Annotated in this window: 14 protein-coding genes; 2 read left to right on the plus strand and 12 right to left on the minus strand. The window is 47.3% G+C overall.

The features are described from left to right. The first annotated feature begins 16 nt into the window (after positions 1–16). Positions 17–1,534 (plus strand): SpoVR family protein, encoded by a 1,518-nt coding sequence (locus tag ACYVIC_RS18885; RefSeq protein ID WP_460862433.1) that lies wholly within the window; start codon positions 17–19, stop codon positions 1,532–1,534. Here ACYVIC_RS18885 and ACYVIC_RS18890 read toward each other — a convergent pair. Both ACYVIC_RS18890 and ACYVIC_RS18895 read right to left on the minus strand, forming a co-directional pair. Beyond that, positions 1,531–2,496, minus strand: a complete 966-nt coding sequence (locus ACYVIC_RS18890; protein ID WP_460862435.1) for a sensor domain-containing diguanylate cyclase — start codon at positions 2,494–2,496, stop codon at positions 1,531–1,533. The two genes, ACYVIC_RS18885 and ACYVIC_RS18890, sit on opposite strands and share 4 nt — an antisense overlap. Before the next feature lie 2 nt (positions 2,497–2,498). Then, positions 2,499–3,512 carry a response regulator gene (locus ACYVIC_RS18895; RefSeq protein ID WP_460862437.1) on the minus strand — a complete coding sequence of 338 codons (1,014 nt, stop codon included), beginning with the start codon at positions 3,510–3,512 and terminating at the stop codon, positions 2,499–2,501. A gap of 127 nt (positions 3,513–3,639) precedes the next feature. Here ACYVIC_RS18895 and tpx point away from each other — a divergent pair, with 127 nt between their 5' ends. Beyond that, positions 3,640–4,260, plus strand: a complete 621-nt coding sequence (tpx, locus tag ACYVIC_RS18900) for a thiol peroxidase (RefSeq protein ID WP_460862438.1) — start codon at positions 3,640–3,642, stop codon at positions 4,258–4,260. A gap of 105 nt (positions 4,261–4,365) precedes the next feature. Here tpx and adk read toward each other — a convergent pair whose 3' ends face one another. The 10 genes from adk to ACYVIC_RS18950 all read right to left on the minus strand — a co-directional run bounded on the left by adk (position 4,366) and on the right by ACYVIC_RS18950 (position 16,524). After that, positions 4,366–5,010: an adenylate kinase gene (gene adk / locus ACYVIC_RS18905; RefSeq protein ID WP_460862440.1), complete on the minus strand. Its 645-nt coding sequence runs from the start codon at positions 5,008–5,010 to the stop codon at positions 4,366–4,368. Positions 5,011–5,302: 292 nt separating this feature from the next. After that, the gene (gene htpG / locus ACYVIC_RS18910; protein ID WP_460862442.1) at positions 5,303–7,237 is read right to left on the minus strand and encodes a molecular chaperone HtpG; all 1,935 of its coding nucleotides are present in this window, start codon (positions 7,235–7,237) and stop codon (positions 5,303–5,305) included. A gap of 116 nt (positions 7,238–7,353) precedes the next feature. Then, positions 7,354–7,956 (minus strand): recombination mediator RecR, encoded by a 603-nt coding sequence (gene recR, locus ACYVIC_RS18915; protein WP_460862444.1) that lies wholly within the window; start codon positions 7,954–7,956, stop codon positions 7,354–7,356. After that, on the minus strand, positions 7,956–8,282 hold the full coding sequence (locus ACYVIC_RS18920; RefSeq protein ID WP_335736495.1) for a YbaB/EbfC family nucleoid-associated protein: 327 nt from the start codon (positions 8,280–8,282) through the stop codon (positions 7,956–7,958). Before ACYVIC_RS18920 ends, recR begins: the two co-directional genes overlap by 1 nt. A gap of 103 nt (positions 8,283–8,385) precedes the next feature. Continuing rightward, positions 8,386–10,572, minus strand: a complete 2,187-nt coding sequence (dnaX, locus tag ACYVIC_RS18925) for a DNA polymerase III subunit gamma/tau (protein ID WP_460862446.1) — start codon at positions 10,570–10,572, stop codon at positions 8,386–8,388. Between the two features lie 46 nt (positions 10,573–10,618). Continuing rightward, positions 10,619–11,167: an adenine phosphoribosyltransferase gene (gene apt, locus ACYVIC_RS18930; RefSeq protein ID WP_460862447.1), complete on the minus strand. Its 549-nt coding sequence runs from the start codon at positions 11,165–11,167 to the stop codon at positions 10,619–10,621. Positions 11,168–11,399: 232 nt separating this feature from the next. Then, entirely contained in the window at positions 11,400–12,164 is a 765-nt protein-coding gene (locus ACYVIC_RS18935; protein WP_460862448.1) for an HvfC family RiPP maturation protein, read from the minus strand. A 4-nt stretch (positions 12,165–12,168) separates the two neighbouring features. Then, positions 12,169–13,020, minus strand: coding sequence for an HvfB family MNIO-type RiPP peptide maturase (locus ACYVIC_RS18940; RefSeq protein ID WP_460862449.1), 852 nt, complete (start codon positions 13,018–13,020; stop codon positions 12,169–12,171). Positions 13,021–13,074: 54 nt separating this feature from the next. Then, positions 13,075–13,497 (minus strand): HvfA family oxazolone/thioamide-modified RiPP metallophore, encoded by a 423-nt coding sequence (locus ACYVIC_RS18945; RefSeq protein ID WP_460862451.1) that lies wholly within the window; start codon positions 13,495–13,497, stop codon positions 13,075–13,077. 186 nt (positions 13,498–13,683) lie between these two features. Continuing rightward, entirely contained in the window at positions 13,684–16,524 is a 2,841-nt protein-coding gene (locus ACYVIC_RS18950) for a TonB-dependent receptor domain-containing protein (RefSeq protein WP_460862452.1), read from the minus strand. Between the last annotated feature and the right edge of the window lie 105 nt (positions 16,525–16,629).

Raw genomic sequence — 16,629 nt, forward strand, 5'->3', positions numbered from 1 at the left:
GTAGTGAGGTTTTTTTATGGCCAAAGCAAAAGCTAAAGCAGCTCAGTGCCTATCCGATGGGCCCGATTGGACCTTTGATTTACTCGATGCCTACCATCAGGAAATTTCCCGTGTGGCTGCACACTATAAGTTGGATACTTACCCAAACCAAATTGAGGTAATCACCGCTGAGCAAATGATGGATGCTTACTCCAGCGTTGGTATGCCATTGGGCTACCACCATTGGTCTTACGGCAAAAAATTTATTCAGACTGAGCAAAATTATAAACGCGGCAATATGGGTTTAGCCTATGAAATAGTGATTAATTCCAACCCGTGTATCGCCTACCTGATGGAAGAAAATACCATTACTATGCAGGCACTGGTCATGGCACACGCTTGTTACGGCCATAACTCGTTTTTTAAAAACAATTACTTGTTCCGAACCTGGACCGATGCCGGCTCAATTATTGACTATCTGGTATTTGCCAAAAACTATATTAACCAATGTGAAGAGAAATATGGCATAGCAGAGGTAGAAGATGTGCTCGACTCCTGTCATGCGCTGATGAATTATGGCGTCGATCGCTATAAAAGGCCGCAAAAAATTTCATTGGATGAAGAACAAAGGCGCCAGCAAGAGCGGGAAAGCTACCTGCAGTCTCAGGTTAATGACTTATGGCGCACTATTCCGATGAAATCGGCTTCAGCTGAAAGCATCATTAAGCGCTTTCCGGCCGAACCGCAGGAGAATATCCTTTATTTTATCGAAAAAAATGCGCCACTGCTCAAGCCCTGGCAGCGTGAAATTGTGCGCATCGTGCGTAAAATTTCACAATATTTTTATCCGCAAAAGCAAACACAGGTAATGAATGAAGGCTGGGCAACGTTTTGGCACTACACCATTTTGCAGCACCTGTATGATGAGGGCAAAGTCAGTGACCGGTTTATACTTGAGGTGTTGCATAGCCATACTAACGTGGTCGCGCAACCGGAGTACAACAGCAAATATTATTCTGGTATTAACCCTTATGCATTGGGCTTTGCCATGTTTACCGATATCCGCCGCATATGCGAGCAACCCACTGCTGAGGATAAAGAGTGGTTTCCTGAACTTGCCGGCAGCAACTGGTTAGACACGCTGCATTTTGCCATGCAAAATTTTAAAGATGAAAGCTTTATCAGCCAGTACTTGTCACCCAAAGTTATTCGCGATTTTCATTTATTTGCCATTGTGGATGATGATGAGTCCAGCACGTTGGAAGTGGCAGCTATTCATAACGCCGAAGGCTATCAGAAGATCCGACAGATGTTGTCGCAGCAATACAATCTCAGCCAAATTGAACCTAATATTCAGGTGTTTAACGTAGACCTTAATGGCGACCGTTCACTAACTTTACGCTACGTGGCGCAAAATCGTGTGCCGCTGGCAGCAAGCTACCAGCATGTACTCAAACATTTACATCGGCTGTGGGGCTTTACGGTCTATTTGGAGCAACAACAGGACGACGGTAGCGCTGAGTTAATAGGAAAATGTCCCGACAGCGGCAGCTAAGTGCCGCCAGAATAACAGGTAATCTGGTTGCGTCCTGCCGCTTTAGACTGATACAAGCCTTTATCTGCGGCTTCTATCCACTGCCGATGCTCGGTCATATAATCCTCATAAGCAGCCAGGCCGATGCTAAGTGTGACCTTGATTAGCTGGCCATTATAATCTAACTGCAACACTTCAACCGACCGGCGCAATCGCTCAGCCAACACCTTAGCTTGTTCTATATCGGTATCAACTAACAAAACGGCATACTCTTCACCACCGTAGCGACCAGCAATATCGGTGCTACGTAAGTTTTTGCGTACCGCATCAGCTATTGCCTGAATAACCACGTCACCGGCGGCGTGGCCGTAGGTATCATTAACCCGTTTAAAGTGGTCAATGTCGCACATTAGCAAAGTACTTTTGTGGTTATAACGTTTTAAGCGACGAAACTCCTGGATCAGGCTTTCCTCCCAATGGCCGCGATTGAGTAACTGGGTTAGAAAATCAGTTTTACTTAGCTGACGTAAACGACCGTTCATCGATTCAAGCTCTGTGCGACTTACGGCAATATCCGTTACATCATAAATAATGATACACAGATGGGTTACCTGACCACGGGCATCGCTAAGCGGAATAATGGTACTATTTTGATACATATACTCGGCACTGCCGGTAATCGGGCGGTAGTTTTTAAACTTGAAAATATAAGGCCTTTGCTCCCAAATAGTAAAAGCGCGGTTTTTAAGCAAGATTACCGGGTCACATTTTCGGCGCAGCCAGTCCTCATCAATCTCCGAAAAGAGATCAAATAGATAGCGATCTCTTACCTGGCGTGGTGTTAAACCACTATGGTTTTCCATAAAGCCATTCCATACCTGAATACGATAATCACAATTGAGTACCACCAAACCTACGTCCACTGTCTGCAACATTTCCATCAACCAGTGTACTTCAGCAACATCCACCTGCGCTTGCGACATCGTCATTCCTCCAGCAAAAACGCCACTTTGTAATTCAGGGTTTTCAGGCTGTCTTCAGTAAATAGCAGCATCAAATCACACCGTATATCGTAGTTTTCAATTCCGTAACTTAATTCAATCGCCAGTGTTTTGCGCCAACGCCGGGCATTAGCTTTGATCAACTCGCTGACAGGGGCATGTTGGCCCAATACCACCGGGTGTCCTTGGCTGAAACTCATATCTATTTGCTCTGCCAGGCCTTTTAGCACAGCACCAATCAGGATGTTAGCGACATCCATTAGTAACTCCAGCTCTGTTTTCACATTTAGCTCCGCCTGATAATTCATCAGTCGGGCAATATCTTTAAAACTTGAGTCAGTCAGTATCAACAATGCCTCGCCGGATACACCGCCGCCGATAAACCCCTGGCATACCGCCGAAGTGCTACTTTCATGCTCGACTGAAGCCAGTGCCATGTGTAGCTCACTAACTTCTATTAAATTAACATTAGGGATAGGCAACTTAACAAATACGTTCAGCAATCGCGCCAGCAAGTCTCCGGCCTGCCCCATTGCCACGTTTGTCAGCTCCTGCAGTACGTCGCGCATGTCTGAGCCTAATTCGGCAACCGGCAGCTGTTTTACCGGGCTGTCTGTGCGTGGCGAGCTGCTAATAGCGATGGCATGATGTTGCATCAGTTGCTGCAGTTTGTGCGCGTCTACCGGTTTACGAATAAAATCTAACGCCCCCAACTGCTTAACACGCTCGATGGCTTCAGGCTGCACGTCACCGGAAACCACTACAATATTTAGCTGTAGCTTACGGCTTTGTATTTCAGCTAACACCTGGTAACCATCCATAATAGGCATGTTCAGGTCCAGAAATAGCCACTCGACAGTTTGCTTTTGCAGTATTTCCAGCGCCTCACCACCATGACCGGCAAAAAACAGCTGATGTTGCCATTCTTGTGGTAATATTCTGGCCAATTGCTTGCGTGCCAAGTTGGAATCGTCACATATTAATACGGCTGTGGTCATCAGGTTCTCACTTCGCTTTGGCTTCTTTTCAGTCTAGACTGAAATTACTCATTCGGGCATAAACAAACAAAAATTGTGTTGCACGCCAGCTGACTACTTTCGATAAAATACTAACAGGAGCTGCATCATGTCAGCATTATCTCGTTTTTACACTGGCTCAATATTCTTTACTGCGATTTTAATCGGTAACTTTAGCGCCTATGGTATTGACCTACAACGTAACTTGCCGGAGCGGCTGAGTAAAGTAAAAGCCGGTGAACAGCAGATTGTGCTACTTGGGAATAAAGCTGAAACCGGTAAACCTGCTCCTGATTTCAAGGTGGTTGATAGCAATTTTAAAACAGTAAAGCTGCACGACTTTAAAGGCAAGGCGATACTAATAAGTGTAGTACCCAGCATTGATACGGGCGTGTGCTCTTTACAAACCAAGCGCTTTAATCAGGAAGTTGCCGCTCTGCCGCAGAATGTCGCTTTATTAACTATCAGCACCGACTTACCTTTTGCACAAAAACGTTATTGCCAGCAAGAGCAGGTGGATCAACTCACCGTACTGTCAGATGCTGTTTGGCGTGATTTTGGTAGCAACTATGGCCTGCTGATAAAAGATATGGGAATTTTGGCCCGTGCGGTACTCATTATCGATGCCAAAGGCCAACTGGCCTACCAACAACTGGTACCAGAATTAGCACAAGAACCAGATTACGACGCGGCTCTCGACGCGCTAAAACGTATTGCCAATGCTGGCTAAGCTTACAAATCAGAGCTTAGCGACGGCCAGACAAACTAAGTAAACCCTTAATATTGATACAAAAAAGCCCTGATTAGTCAGGGCTTTTCATTGATAACATCAAGCTTAGCTTAGTAAGGTGACTAATTCGCTGGTAACGGCATCAACAGCTTTAGTACCGTCAATATGATGGTAACGCGTATTACCCGCTTTAGCTTCTGCGCGGTAGTAGCCTACTAACGGCTCAGTTTGTTCATGGTAAATAGCCAAACGTTTGCGTACGGTTTCTGCTACGTCATCAGGACGGATCACCAACTCTTCGCCGCTAACATCATCTTTACCTTCAGTTTTTGGCGGATTATAGCGAATATGATAAACACGGCCCGATGCCGGATGTACCCGCCGACCGCTCATACGCTCAACGATGACTTCATCCGCCACGTCAAACTCAATCACATGATCAATTACTATGCCTTTTTCTTTCATGGCATCAGCTTGCGGAATAGTGCGCGGAAAACCGTCCAGCAAGAAACCTTTGCTGCAATCTGGCTCGGCAATGCGCTCTTTAACCAGCCCGATAATAATATCATCTGACACCAGTTGGCCGGCATCCATTACCTGCTTTGCCGCCAAACCCAGCTCAGTACCGGCTTTAATGGCTGCCCGCAGCATATCGCCGGTAGAAATTTGTGGAATGCCATATTTACTCATTAAAAACTGAGCCTGAGTGCCTTTTCCGGCACCTGGGGCACCCAACAAAATTATGCGCATAGCAACACCCTCATGTTTTGGGATTGATCCATTAATACTAAAGGCTGGATCTTTACATAATGTACCGTCTGAGACAAGAAATTTGTCTGCCTAAGGCGACTGGTCGGGCTATTTCACTGGCCTATAGTCAGATAACTAAATAAAGACAGCATTGGCTTAAGTTATAAGGGTTAAACCTGAAAAACAACAGGTTAACAGAGTTAAAAACAGCAGGAAGATTCGACTAAAGTTGTAGTAAATAACCACTAAACTAACCTGCCCGGCACTAGCGCTGGGCAGGTTTGGTAGGAGTTTATTTCGCCAGTGATAACAACAGCGAATTCAAACGTGATACAAAACTAGCAGGATCTTTTAAATTGCCGCGCTCGGCCAGTAATGCCTGATCCAGCAGTACTTCAGCCCACTGTTTAAAGCGGTCTTCATCCTGCTCGTCAACCACACGTTTTACTAACTGATGTTCCGGGTTTAGCTCAAAAATCGGTTTGACTTCCGGCACCTTTTGCCCAACCGATTCCATCAGTTTGATCATCTGTGTGCTCATATCAAACTCATCCGTTACCACACAAGCCGGGCTTTGTGTTAAACGATGGCTAACTTTAACGTCTTTTACCTGCTCGCCTAAGGCTGTTTTAAAGCGTGCCAGCACATCAGCAAAGGCTTTTTCAGTTTCTTGCTGGGCTTTTTTCGTCTCTTCATCATCCAGTTTGGATAAGTCTAAGCCGCCTTTAGCCACTGAGCGCAGCTTCTTGCCGTCAAACTCTGTTAAATGTTGTACTAACCATTCATCGATACGGTCAGATAACAACAACACTTCCAGGCCTTTCTTACGCAACACTTCCAAATGCGGGCTATGCTTAGCGGCAACGTAACTGTCAGCAACGATATAGTAAATCTCGTCCTGGCCTTCTTTCATCCGGCCAATATAATCGGCCAGTGCTACGTTTTGTGTCGCATCATCATTATGGCTTGAGGCAAAACGCAGCAAGGCAGCAATCTGCTCTTTGTTGGCCATGTCCTCAGCCGGCCCCTCTTTGAGTACCTGGCCAAACTCATTCCAGAATGCCTGATACTGCTCAGCGTCTTTGCTTAGCTTCTCGAGCATTTTTATCGCCCGGCTGGTGCAGCCTTTACGCAGTGCCTGGGTAACCTTAGTATCTTGCAAAATTTCACGTGAGACGTTCAGCGGTAAGTCGCTTGAGTCCAGCACACCTTTAATAAAGCGCAGGTAACTGGGCATAAACTGCTCAGCGTCATCCATAATAAATACACGCTGAACATACAACTTCAAGCCATGGCGCGCTTCGCGGTTCCACATATCAAATGGCGCTTTTTTAGGCACATACAACAAACTGGTGTAGTTGTTATTGCCTTCAACCTTGTTGTGGCTCCAGCTTGACGGCTCACTCCAGTCGTGCGAGATATGCTTGTAAAACTCCTGGTACTCGTCATCTTTAATGTCTGACTTGTCGCGGGTCCACAGCGCAGTGGCTTTGTTTACCGCTTGCCAGTGCCCGGGCACTGCAGCAATTTTTTCGCCCTCAGCACCGTCGCGTTCTGGTTGTTCTTCCTGCCATAGCTCTACCGGTATGCTGATGTGATCAGAATACTTGGTAACAATGCTTTCAACCTTCCAGCGGCTTAAAAACTCGTCTTCGCCTTCACGTAAGTGCAGAATAATCTCAGTGCCACGGGTGTCTTTGCTAATGGGTGTAATGCTGTAGTCGCCCTCACCTGCTGACTCCCACTCTATCGCATCAGTGGCAGCCGCGCCGGCTTTACGGGTGCGTACTGTAACCTTGTCAGCCACAATAAAAGCCGAGTAGAAGCCCACACCGAACTGACCGATTAATTTAGAATCTTTGCTTTGATCGCCGGATAACTGCGAAAAAAACTCTTTAGTACCCGATTTAGCAATGGTACCCAGATGACTAATGACTTCATCCTGCGTCATACCAATACCATTATCACTGATGGTAAGGGTGCGGGCGGTTTCATCCAGGCTGATACGTACACGTAAGTCGCCATCGTCGCCATACAGGCTGCCGTCAGACAACGCCAGAAAGCGCAGTTTATCGGCGGCATCTGAGGCATTTGATACCAGCTCACGCAGGAAAATTTCTTTATTAGAGTACAGTGAATGGATCATCAGCTGCAGCAGCTGCTTGACTTCTGCCTGAAAGCCATGGGTTTGCTTTTGTCCAGCGGAAGTGGCTGTGGTATCACTCATTGTGGTTATCCTCGAACATCAAAGTTAGACAATTAAACATATTGGCTGCAATTACAGCCAGACACTGTCCACTAATATGGGGAGTATTAACCGGATTTCAAGCAGGGCTATTGCGCTTAAAATGCCTTACGGCCACTAAAAGCATGCGACAAGGTGGTGCCATCAACAAATTCCAGCTCACCGCCAACCGGTATGCCCTGAGCAATGCGCGACACACTTACCTGAAATTTATGGCACAGCTCGGCGATATAAAAAGCGGTAGCATCACCTTCAACGGTCGGATTAGTAGCTAAAATTAACTCTTTTACTAATCCGCCTTGCAGCTGCTGCTGCAGTTTATCTAAGCCCAAATCATGCGGGCCTATGCCATCTAATGGTGACAAGTAACCTTGCAACACAAAGTAGAGGCCATTGAACTGGCCGGTTTGTTCTATGGCAAGTTGGTCTGCCGCCGAGCCTACAACACACAGCAACCCAGCGGCTGCGCGCTTAGGATCGCTGCAAATACGGCATAAATCGGTTTCACAAAAGGTACGACACTGTTGGCAGTGACCGACATGCGTCATAGCAGCCGTTAACGCCGCGCCAAGTTTTAAGCCGGCGTCACGGTTGCGCTCTAACAATGCAAATGCCATACGCTGCGCTGATTTTGGCCCCACTCCGGGCAAAATGCGCAGCGCGTCAATCAACTGCTGCAACAGTGGCGTATGTCGGTTCATCAGAATGGCATTTTCATACCAGGTGGCAATTGAAGGCCACCAGTAACCGCGGCCATTTTTTCTTTGCTGGTTTCATCAACACGGCGCACAGCATCATTAATGGCCGCAGCGATTAAATCTTCCAGCATGTCTTTATCATCCTGCATCAGGCTGTCATCAATACTGACACGACGCACATTGTGGTTACCCAGCATGGTGACTTTTACCAGGCCGGCACCGGCTTCGCCTGTGACTTCCATAGTGGCAATTTCGGCCTGCATCTTCTGCATTTTGTCCTGCATAGCTTGCGCCTGCTTCATGATATTGCCCATACCGCCTTTAAACATAATAGTACTCTCTGTCTGAAATTAAGCTGTGGTGCCCATACCTTGGTACAAGCGGGTTAGTGGCGACAAGATAATAACTTCAACGCCAAAATACAAGCGGCGCTCAGTTAACCTTGATAGTGTCGCTTAACAATTGCGCATTAAACAATTGCTGCAATTGCAGCACATTTTCATCCTGTTGCAGTAAATTACGCACATAGTCAAAACGCTGCTGCACTATATGTTGTTGGATTGACAACGGGCTTTGCGCAACTTCTGCCTGATAGCTGATATCAATTTGCAACGGCTGGTTAAAGCTCTGCTCCAGGATCTGCTGCAACTTAGTACGAAAGTTTCCGCTATCCAGATGTTGCTGACTTTGCGCGACGGTCAAAATCAGTTTATTGCCGTCAAGCTGCATAGCGGCATTGAGCAAAAATAATCGGCTTAAGCCACCGGTATCCAGTGTTTCGACTCTGGCGGCCCAGGCGTCAACTTGCGCCGCAAAGCGCACAGAAAAATTTTCTTCAGTAATGCTGCCATCAAAGGGGGTTAATTCAGCTGCAGGGCTTTGCGCTGCAAACACCTGCTCCGGCACCTCTTCACTGTACTGCTGCCACAACGCCTCAGTAGCTGCTATGTCATACTGTGGCTGGATAATATCGCCGTCCTCTTCAATCGAATAAGAACGGCTAACATCAACTTCAGCTACTGGCGACGGCTGCGCAGCCTCAGACAAGGTTGCCACAACGGCGACAGCCTGTGCCGCATGGCGGTGTACTAACGTGGGTTGAGCAACTTCAGCCGCGCGGCTACTAACTTCTGCCGGCGCCTGTTGGCGCTCAGTCTTTTTTGGCGTTGCGGCACTGCTAACCTGTACACCACGCCTGGCCATAATACGTGCAGTAACCGGATCGATACCTGTTGTGGGTTCCACTTGCTCAGTTGCCATCTGCGTTGGCAACGCAGCCGCATCGGCAGCAGGCGCGGCCGGTTGCTGTAATTCAGACAACGGCAATGCTGAAGTACTATCTGTCGCGGCACTGTCTGTGACCGTTATACCCGTAACCGTATTAGCAGCAATATCTGATGCAGGTTGTTCAGACGGCACTGTAACCGCTGGTTGACGTGACGATTCAACGTGTTGCACGGGCGCATTTACCACAACAGGCGCCGGCATTTTTGCCGCAGCGACATTGGCGCGCGGCTGCGCAGCGGCAGGCTGCTGGGTCTCAGGTGCAAACGCCATGGCCCGCAGCAATGCCATTTGCAAGCCAGTTAACGGGTCTGGCGCGTAGGGCAGCTCTTTTTTGCCGCTAATTAGCAGTTGATAATACAGCTGTACCTGGGCTGGCGCTAAGGTTTCTGCCAATTGCAACACAAACGGCTGTAGCTCACTAAAGCTGGCGGCAGTTTGGCTAAACTGGCTAAGCGCCGTCAGATGTAACAATGACAACATGTCATCCAACACCTGACTAAAGTTACTTTGTTGCTGCACTAAATCTGCCAGGGCGTTTTGCAGCACGGCGGCGTCTTGCGCCAAGACAGCCTGCAGCAATAACTGGGCCCAACTTTGCTCAAGCAACCCCAGCATCGCACGTACGGTATCTTCACTGATATTGGCATTGCTTTGCGCGATAGCTTGATCAGTAAGGCTGAGTGAGTCACGCAAACTACCTTTGGCAGCTTTGGCCAACAGTGTTAGTGCGCCTGGCACAAACGGAATTTGCTCTTGTGTTAACACATACGCCAGATGCTGCTCAATTTGCAGTGGGCTTAACGCCAACAAATTAAACTGCAAACAACGGGATAGCACCGTTACCGGTAACTTTTGCGGATCTGTAGTGGCCAGTAAAAACTTAACATGCGGTGGTGGCTCTTCCAGCGTTTTAAGCAAAGCGTTAAAACTGTGCCGGGACAGCATGTGCACTTCATCTATCAGGTACACCTTAAAGCGGCCACGGCTAGGCGCATACTGCACGTTGTCCAGTAAATCGCGGGTATCTTCTACTTTAGTACGCGAAGCAGCATCTATTTCCAGCAAATCAACAAAATTACCAGCATCAATTTCAGTACAGGCAGAGCACTGCCCGCAAGGCGTAGCGGTAATACCTTGCTCACAATTTAAACTTTTCGCGAAAATACGCGCTATGGTAGTTTTACCGACACCACGGGTGCCGGTAAACAAGTAGGCATGATGCAGCCGGTTATTACTCAGCGCATTGCCAAGAGCGCTTTTTACATGCTCTTGCCCCACTAACTGGGAAAAGTGCTGCGGGCGCCATTTGCGGGCTAATACCTGATAACTCATATCGGCTGCTATTATCTTGGTTGTTTAAGTCTGTGACAGACTAAACTTAATCGCCGTTATACTCAACCAGACTCAATAGATTTAATCCGGCTTGCTGCAATCTGGCTACACCACCAAGATCGGGTAAAGCAATGACAAAGGCTGCATCTTCTACCACGCCACCTAGCTGGCGCACTAACTTAACCGTAGCGTCGATAGTGCCGCCAGTGGCCAGTAAATCATCTATCAGCAACACTTTGTCGCCCGGTGTTATCGCATCGCGATGAATTTCCAGGGTGTCTTCGCCATATTCTAGCTGATAGCTCTGGGCAATACGCTCGCGTGGCAGTTTGCCTGGTTTGCGCACCGGCACAAATGGCAGGCCAAGCGCATACGCAAGCGGCGCACCAAATATAAAACCGCGCGACTCAGTACCCACCACTTTATCAATGCCTTTATCGGCGTAAGCTGTAGCAAAAGCGTCAATCACCTTTTTAAAGGCCGCACCGTCCTGCATCAGACTGGTAACATCCCGAAACACTATACCCGGTTTTGGGTAATCCGCTACGGCTTTAATAACCTGTTTTAATTCAGTAGCTAATGCCTGTTTATCCATTATGTTAAACCTTTTATCTGCGGCCCGTTACGGGACAAAAAAGCCGCCCTCAGGCGGCCTGCAAACCTGTGTCAATACTATGCCAAAATCTGAAACCAGCGCACAATAGGCGCCAGGCACAATAAAGATACGAATACAGCAACCAGTGCAAAAAACTGCCACAGGTTAAACGACTCTTTAAACTTCTCGTCTGCCATTGTACTACTCTTTGTCATCTGAAATTAGCGGGCGCTTATGGTAATGAATTTTGCTCTGCTTGAAAAGACACCAGCACACCTTTTGCGGCAAAGTCTTGCAGTATAACTTGTGCGCCCTGCTCTAGCACAGTGGCATTAAATTGTGGCAACGCCGGCAGCAAGTGCGCCACCAACTGCGACAGCGTGCTGCCAGGCGCTTGTTGCAAACTGTGCAGTAATGCGGCAGTCAGTTGATTAATCAGCACAAATTTCACCTCTTCTGCACTGTTACGATACAGCAAATAGCACTGTACATTGCTTGGTGTAGCAGGTTGATAATCGATACTTATTTGATGCACCAGGTACGGATACGCCAGCAACATACAAAGCTGCGATAACTGCAATGGTTGCCGTGTAACCTGATCACGGCTTAGCACCGTTTCAGTTTGTGTTAACTGTTTAGTTGCCAGATACAGCTCAGCCCATTCATAGTGCGCCAACTCCAGCAAAAAAACCGGATCGTCCTCCTGAGGCCGATAATCCTGTTGCAGATAATGCAAAAAGTGTTCTGCAATATGCAAAAAATACGGGCTACGGCACTGATAATTGATAAAAAACTGTCTCACCAATCGTTGCCAGCCGATATCGCTATACAGTGACTTTAAAACCGGAAACGCTGTGCTGACAAACCCCTGTATATTATTAAAAAACAGCTCGCGATAAATCGCCAAACGCCGCGTTTCAATACCCTGAGGTGCCGGTTGATGTTGCGGATCTTTAATGTGGGCGATAAAGGCTTGTTGTACCTGCTGAAACTGCATAGGTTTACGCCCTCAATGCCAGGTTATCATTACTACTTTGCTGCAAAACTTTGATTTTATTTAACTCTTCGCACAGCACGTTTAGGTGCGGAATATTAAAGTCGCGCTCTAGCAGTGTAGGTTTAACACCGTGCCACTGATAGGCCTGCCCCAGCAACTGCCACACCGGGTCTATTACCGCCGTGCCATGTGTATCAACCAACAAATCGTCTGCCTCATTGAAGTGGCCGGCGATATGGTAATACGCTATACGCTCGCTTGGCATAGCGCGTAAAAACTGCAGTGCATCATAACGATGATTTACCGAGTTGACATAAATATTGTTTACATCCAGTAGTAGCTGGCAATCAGCTTCCTGCAGCACCGCGAGGGTAAAGTCTTGTTCTGACATCTGCTGGCCGGGCGCAGCATAGTAGGAAACATTTTCCAGCACCAACGGCTGCTCCAGTATATCCTGTACCTGCCTTACCCGAGCTGCTACATAATGCACGGCTTCTTCGGTAAAGGGTATCGGCAATAAGTCGTACAAATGGCCGGCGCCCGAGCAATAACTTAAATGCTCGCTGTATAAGCTGATATTGTGCTGACGCAAAAACTGCTTTACCTGTCGCACAAAAACTACATCCAGTGGCTCCGGGCTACCGATTGACAATGACAAGCCGTGACAAATAAAGCGATGCTGCTCGCTAAGTTGGCGAAACTGCTTTTGTAATTTGCCGCCAAACGGGATCCAGTTTTCCGGCGCGACTTCAAAAAAATCAATTTGTGCCGGTTTAGCGTTGAGAATATCGGCCAGCATTTCGCGGCGCAGGCCTAAGCCTGCCCCTGTCAACGGCGTTGTTGAAGGCACTATCATTGCTCAATTCCTGAAAATAACAGGCCTGCTGATGCAGGCCCTAACCAAAGAATGTTATACACTACCGCCACATTTACCTTCACCACACTTGCCCTCGCCACATTTGCCTTCTTTAGCTTTTTCTTTGGCGTCCTTGGCTTTGTCGCTCATTTTTTCTTTGGCTTTGTCGCTACCACATTTACCTTCGCCGCACTTACCTTCTTTGGCTTTGTCTTTCATTTTGTCGGCTTTTTCCTTCATTTTATCTTCGCCGCATTTACCTTCACCACATTTGCCCTCTTTCATTTTTTCTTTGGCTTTTTTGGCTTTATCTTCACCACATTTGCCTTCACCACATTTACCTTCGCCAGCCACCATCTCGTAACCCGACGCCAGCTCTACCGCAGTAAACGGGTTGGCGTTAGCACTGGTGGTTACTGCTGACAATGCGCCGACTACCAAAGCGCCAACTGTCATTGTTATTTGTGAATGTTTCATTGTGTCATCCTTAAAGTAATTGGGTTTTGTTGCCTTTGATAAGACCGGCGCAGCTAACTGGCTATTTCAACACCGGGTAAAAGTTTATACCGCTTAGACGTTAGGAAATATTCTAGCTATACGCAAGTTCAAGGCAATAAAAAAGCCGGCGCTATGCCGGCTTTTCAAAGGTTACAACTTAATCGTTTAGAAACTGTAGCTTACGCCAGCAGTAATACGCTGACCAATTACGTCAAACGCATAACCGTTATTGTATGCACTAGGGATACGTGGTGGGTTACGGTCAAACATATTTAACACGCCAAAACGTACCTGTAAGTCATCATTAACGTTATAACGAGTCGTTAAGTCAAACGTAGTGTATGACGGAATATCGTTATAGTTGTTCTGGTTTGGTGCCCAGTCATTGCTGGTAACTGTTGACGAACGGTGAGTCATCGACAATACGGCAGAGAAATCTTCATAGGTATACTCTGTAGTAAAGCGGTGCTTCCACTTAGGCTGTTCAATTTCACCTAAATCGTCAATCAAGTCTTCATCGAAACCTGTTGGGTTCTCTTCATACTTGCTCATGTAAGTACTGATCAAACGGAAGTTGAAATTACCCAGGCTGCTATCAAAACGGTATGACGTCTCAATATCTACACCAGATACATCCTGAGTGGCCGAGTTAACCGGCTTCTCAAAGAAGTTGGTAATTTCAAACGTGGTTGGATCACGTTCTAACAATGGGCAGTATGGGTTGTCCAGTGAAGAAGACTGGTAGCAGTATTTAACCACATCGTTACCAAGGAAGCTGTTGATTGCATCTTCAACTTCAAAGCTCCAGTAGTCAACTGTAATACCTAAGCCTTCTACAAAAGACGGCGTGTAGACAAAACCAATAGTAATGTCGTTAGCCACTTCGTTTTTCAGATCAGTGTTACCGATAATAAAGCCCGGACGGGTTGAACGCTTCCAGTCTTCTGACGGTTCAAAGTCAACCGGCACGCCTTGCGCCGCACAGTTGGCCAGAATACTATCTCTGTACTGCGGGCTCAAACCACCACGTTGGCTTACAGCACACAGGTCTGTGATTGAGCGGAAGGTCTGGCCTGGTGGGTTAAACAGTTCGCCAATGTTAGGTGCGCGTACTGACTTAGAGCGGTTTAAACGCACACGCAGATCGTCAGTTACTTCCCAGTTAATACCTACTTTCCAGGCGTTGTCTGTGCCTGACGAAGAGTAATCCATGTAGCGGAACGCCGTTTCCAGAGTAACCATTTTAGCAAATGCAACATCGGCTAATAATGGAATTGAAATTTCCGCAGACACTTCAGATACATCGAAGCTACCCTTTAATGGCTGTGACTGGTTGTTAAACAACAAGCCTGCGCGCATCGCTGGATCTGGCAGGGTGTCTGACATTTCTTTACGGTATTCTGCGCTGAATGCCGCTGCCACATAACCTGCTGGTAATTCCATCAGATCACCGCTTACGGTAGCGCCAACAACAGATTGCGTAATAGAAGCACGACGGATTGCATCAGTTGATACCCAATCATACGCTGCCTGGTCATAAATACCACGGCCATAAATGTTCAGCGGTAAACAGCCGTTAGCACGGGCAATTTCATCACGACATACTACGTTGCCGTCAGCATCCTGAATAGCATCAACCGCGTCATAAAAACGCTCTTCAAACATCTCACCAAACCACTGGGTGTCAGCTTGTACACGGCCGGTAGAGGCATACACATCATATGACCACATATCAGACAGCACACCTTCAAAACCCAGTGCAATACGCGCTAAGGTACGATCCTGACTGTACTGACGGTTGCCAAAATCAGATGCCAGGTAGCCCAAACCAACACGTTTGGCTGCAGTGGTGTTTATCAGGTCACGAGTAGCCTGAGGTATTAAGGCATTGTCACCTTGTAAGTTAAAGAACAGGAAAGCCGGAGAGCTTTCGCCGTAAGCTTCTGAACGAGACAAGTTAAGCTCCATTGTCATACGGTGATCATCATTGATCTCGTAATTCATATGGGTAACAAAGTTTATCCGGTCCAGCGGGGTACGCATATAAGAGTTTTCAGCAAAGTTGTAACCTTCGCCACCCAAATAGTCCTGACGACCACCTACCAGTCGAGGTAATGGCTCACCTAATTGCTGTGGACGCATAGCACCGTTGTCATCAAAGGTATAACGCACGCCGCCTACAACAAAAGAGCCGGCTTTGGCGTAAGATGCTAATACCTGCTGACCATAACCCCACACAGTGCGTAGCGGGCTATTTGGATCAGTAGAGTCGAAATCCGGGTTTTGCGGTGCTATAGGCGCGTCACGCAGATAGTCGCGGTCCAGATAAGAGATCTGCCCCTGCTTCGCAAAGCTCAGGTTAGCCACAAAGTTAGCTTTACCAACATCAGAGCCAAAAGTGATAGACGCATACTCTTCTTCACCGCCGCTTTGCGTTGGCCGGGTAGTAGATACATCAATTTTTACACCGTCATAGCTGGTTTTGGTAATAATGTTTACCACACCAGCAACAGCGTCAGAGCCATACACTGCAGAAGCACCACCGGTAGTGATTTCTATCCGCTCAATCATTGCCGTCGGAATGTTGTTTAAGTCAACCGCGCTGCTACCAGGTGCACCGGAAACAAAACGACGACCATTTACCAGTACCAGAGTACGGTTGGAACCTAAACCACGTAAGTCCGTGTTGTTTAAGCCGCTGGCAAAAATGGTGCTGTTTGACGTTTCTGGTGAAATACCCACCAGAGTGTTAGGTAATTTGTGCAGTAAATCTGCAACGTTAACTACACCAGCATCAACCAGGCCGTCGCCAGTGATAACAGTAACTGGCGTAGGCGCCATTTCACCAATACGTTTGATTTTTGAACCGGTAACTTCGATGCGTTCTACTTTTTCTACTTCTGCGTTTTCTGCTGCAACAGCCTGAAAACTTAAAGCAGAAGCTGATGCCACACCGAAAGCTAAAGCCACGCGCACGGCTTTGCTTATTTTGTTATTCGTGTACATATAATGAATTCTCCCTGGATCACTCTACAGTGATTCTATTTGTACGTATTTTGTACGCTTCTTTGATTGTCTTCCGCAGTGTAATTGCTTGACTCGGAAAAGACT

The organism is Rheinheimera gaetbuli (genome assembly GCF_054781935.1).

Coding starts and splice junctions, on each gene's coding strand:
- ACYVIC_RS18885 (WP_460862433.1), top strand. CDS start 17: ATGGCCAAAGCAAAAGCTAAAGCAGCTCAGTGCCTATCCGATGGGCCC.
- ACYVIC_RS18890 (WP_460862435.1), bottom strand. CDS start 2,496: ATGTCGCAAGCGCAGGTGGATGTTGCTGAAGTACACTGGTTGATGGAA.
- ACYVIC_RS18895 (WP_460862437.1), bottom strand. CDS start 3,512: ATGACCACAGCCGTATTAATATGTGACGATTCCAACTTGGCACGCAAG.
- tpx (WP_460862438.1), top strand. CDS start 3,640: ATGTCAGCATTATCTCGTTTTTACACTGGCTCAATATTCTTTACTGCG.
- adk (WP_460862440.1), bottom strand. CDS start 5,010: ATGCGCATAATTTTGTTGGGTGCCCCAGGTGCCGGAAAAGGCACTCAG.
- htpG (WP_460862442.1), bottom strand. CDS start 7,237: ATGAGTGATACCACAGCCACTTCCGCTGGACAAAAGCAAACCCATGGC.
- recR (WP_460862444.1), bottom strand. CDS start 7,956: ATGAACCGACATACGCCACTGTTGCAGCAGTTGATTGACGCGCTGCGC.
- ACYVIC_RS18920 (WP_335736495.1), bottom strand. CDS start 8,282: ATGTTTAAAGGCGGTATGGGCAATATCATGAAGCAGGCGCAAGCTATG.
- dnaX (WP_460862446.1), bottom strand. CDS start 10,572: ATGAGTTATCAGGTATTAGCCCGCAAATGGCGCCCGCAGCACTTTTCC.
- apt (WP_460862447.1), bottom strand. CDS start 11,167: ATGGATAAACAGGCATTAGCTACTGAATTAAAACAGGTTATTAAAGCC.
- ACYVIC_RS18935 (WP_460862448.1), bottom strand. CDS start 12,164: ATGCAGTTTCAGCAGGTACAACAAGCCTTTATCGCCCACATTAAAGAT.
- ACYVIC_RS18940 (WP_460862449.1), bottom strand. CDS start 13,020: ATGATAGTGCCTTCAACAACGCCGTTGACAGGGGCAGGCTTAGGCCTG.
- ACYVIC_RS18945 (WP_460862451.1), bottom strand. CDS start 13,497: ATGAAACATTCACAAATAACAATGACAGTTGGCGCTTTGGTAGTCGGC.
- ACYVIC_RS18950 (WP_460862452.1), bottom strand. CDS start 16,524: ATGTACACGAATAACAAAATAAGCAAAGCCGTGCGCGTGGCTTTAGCT.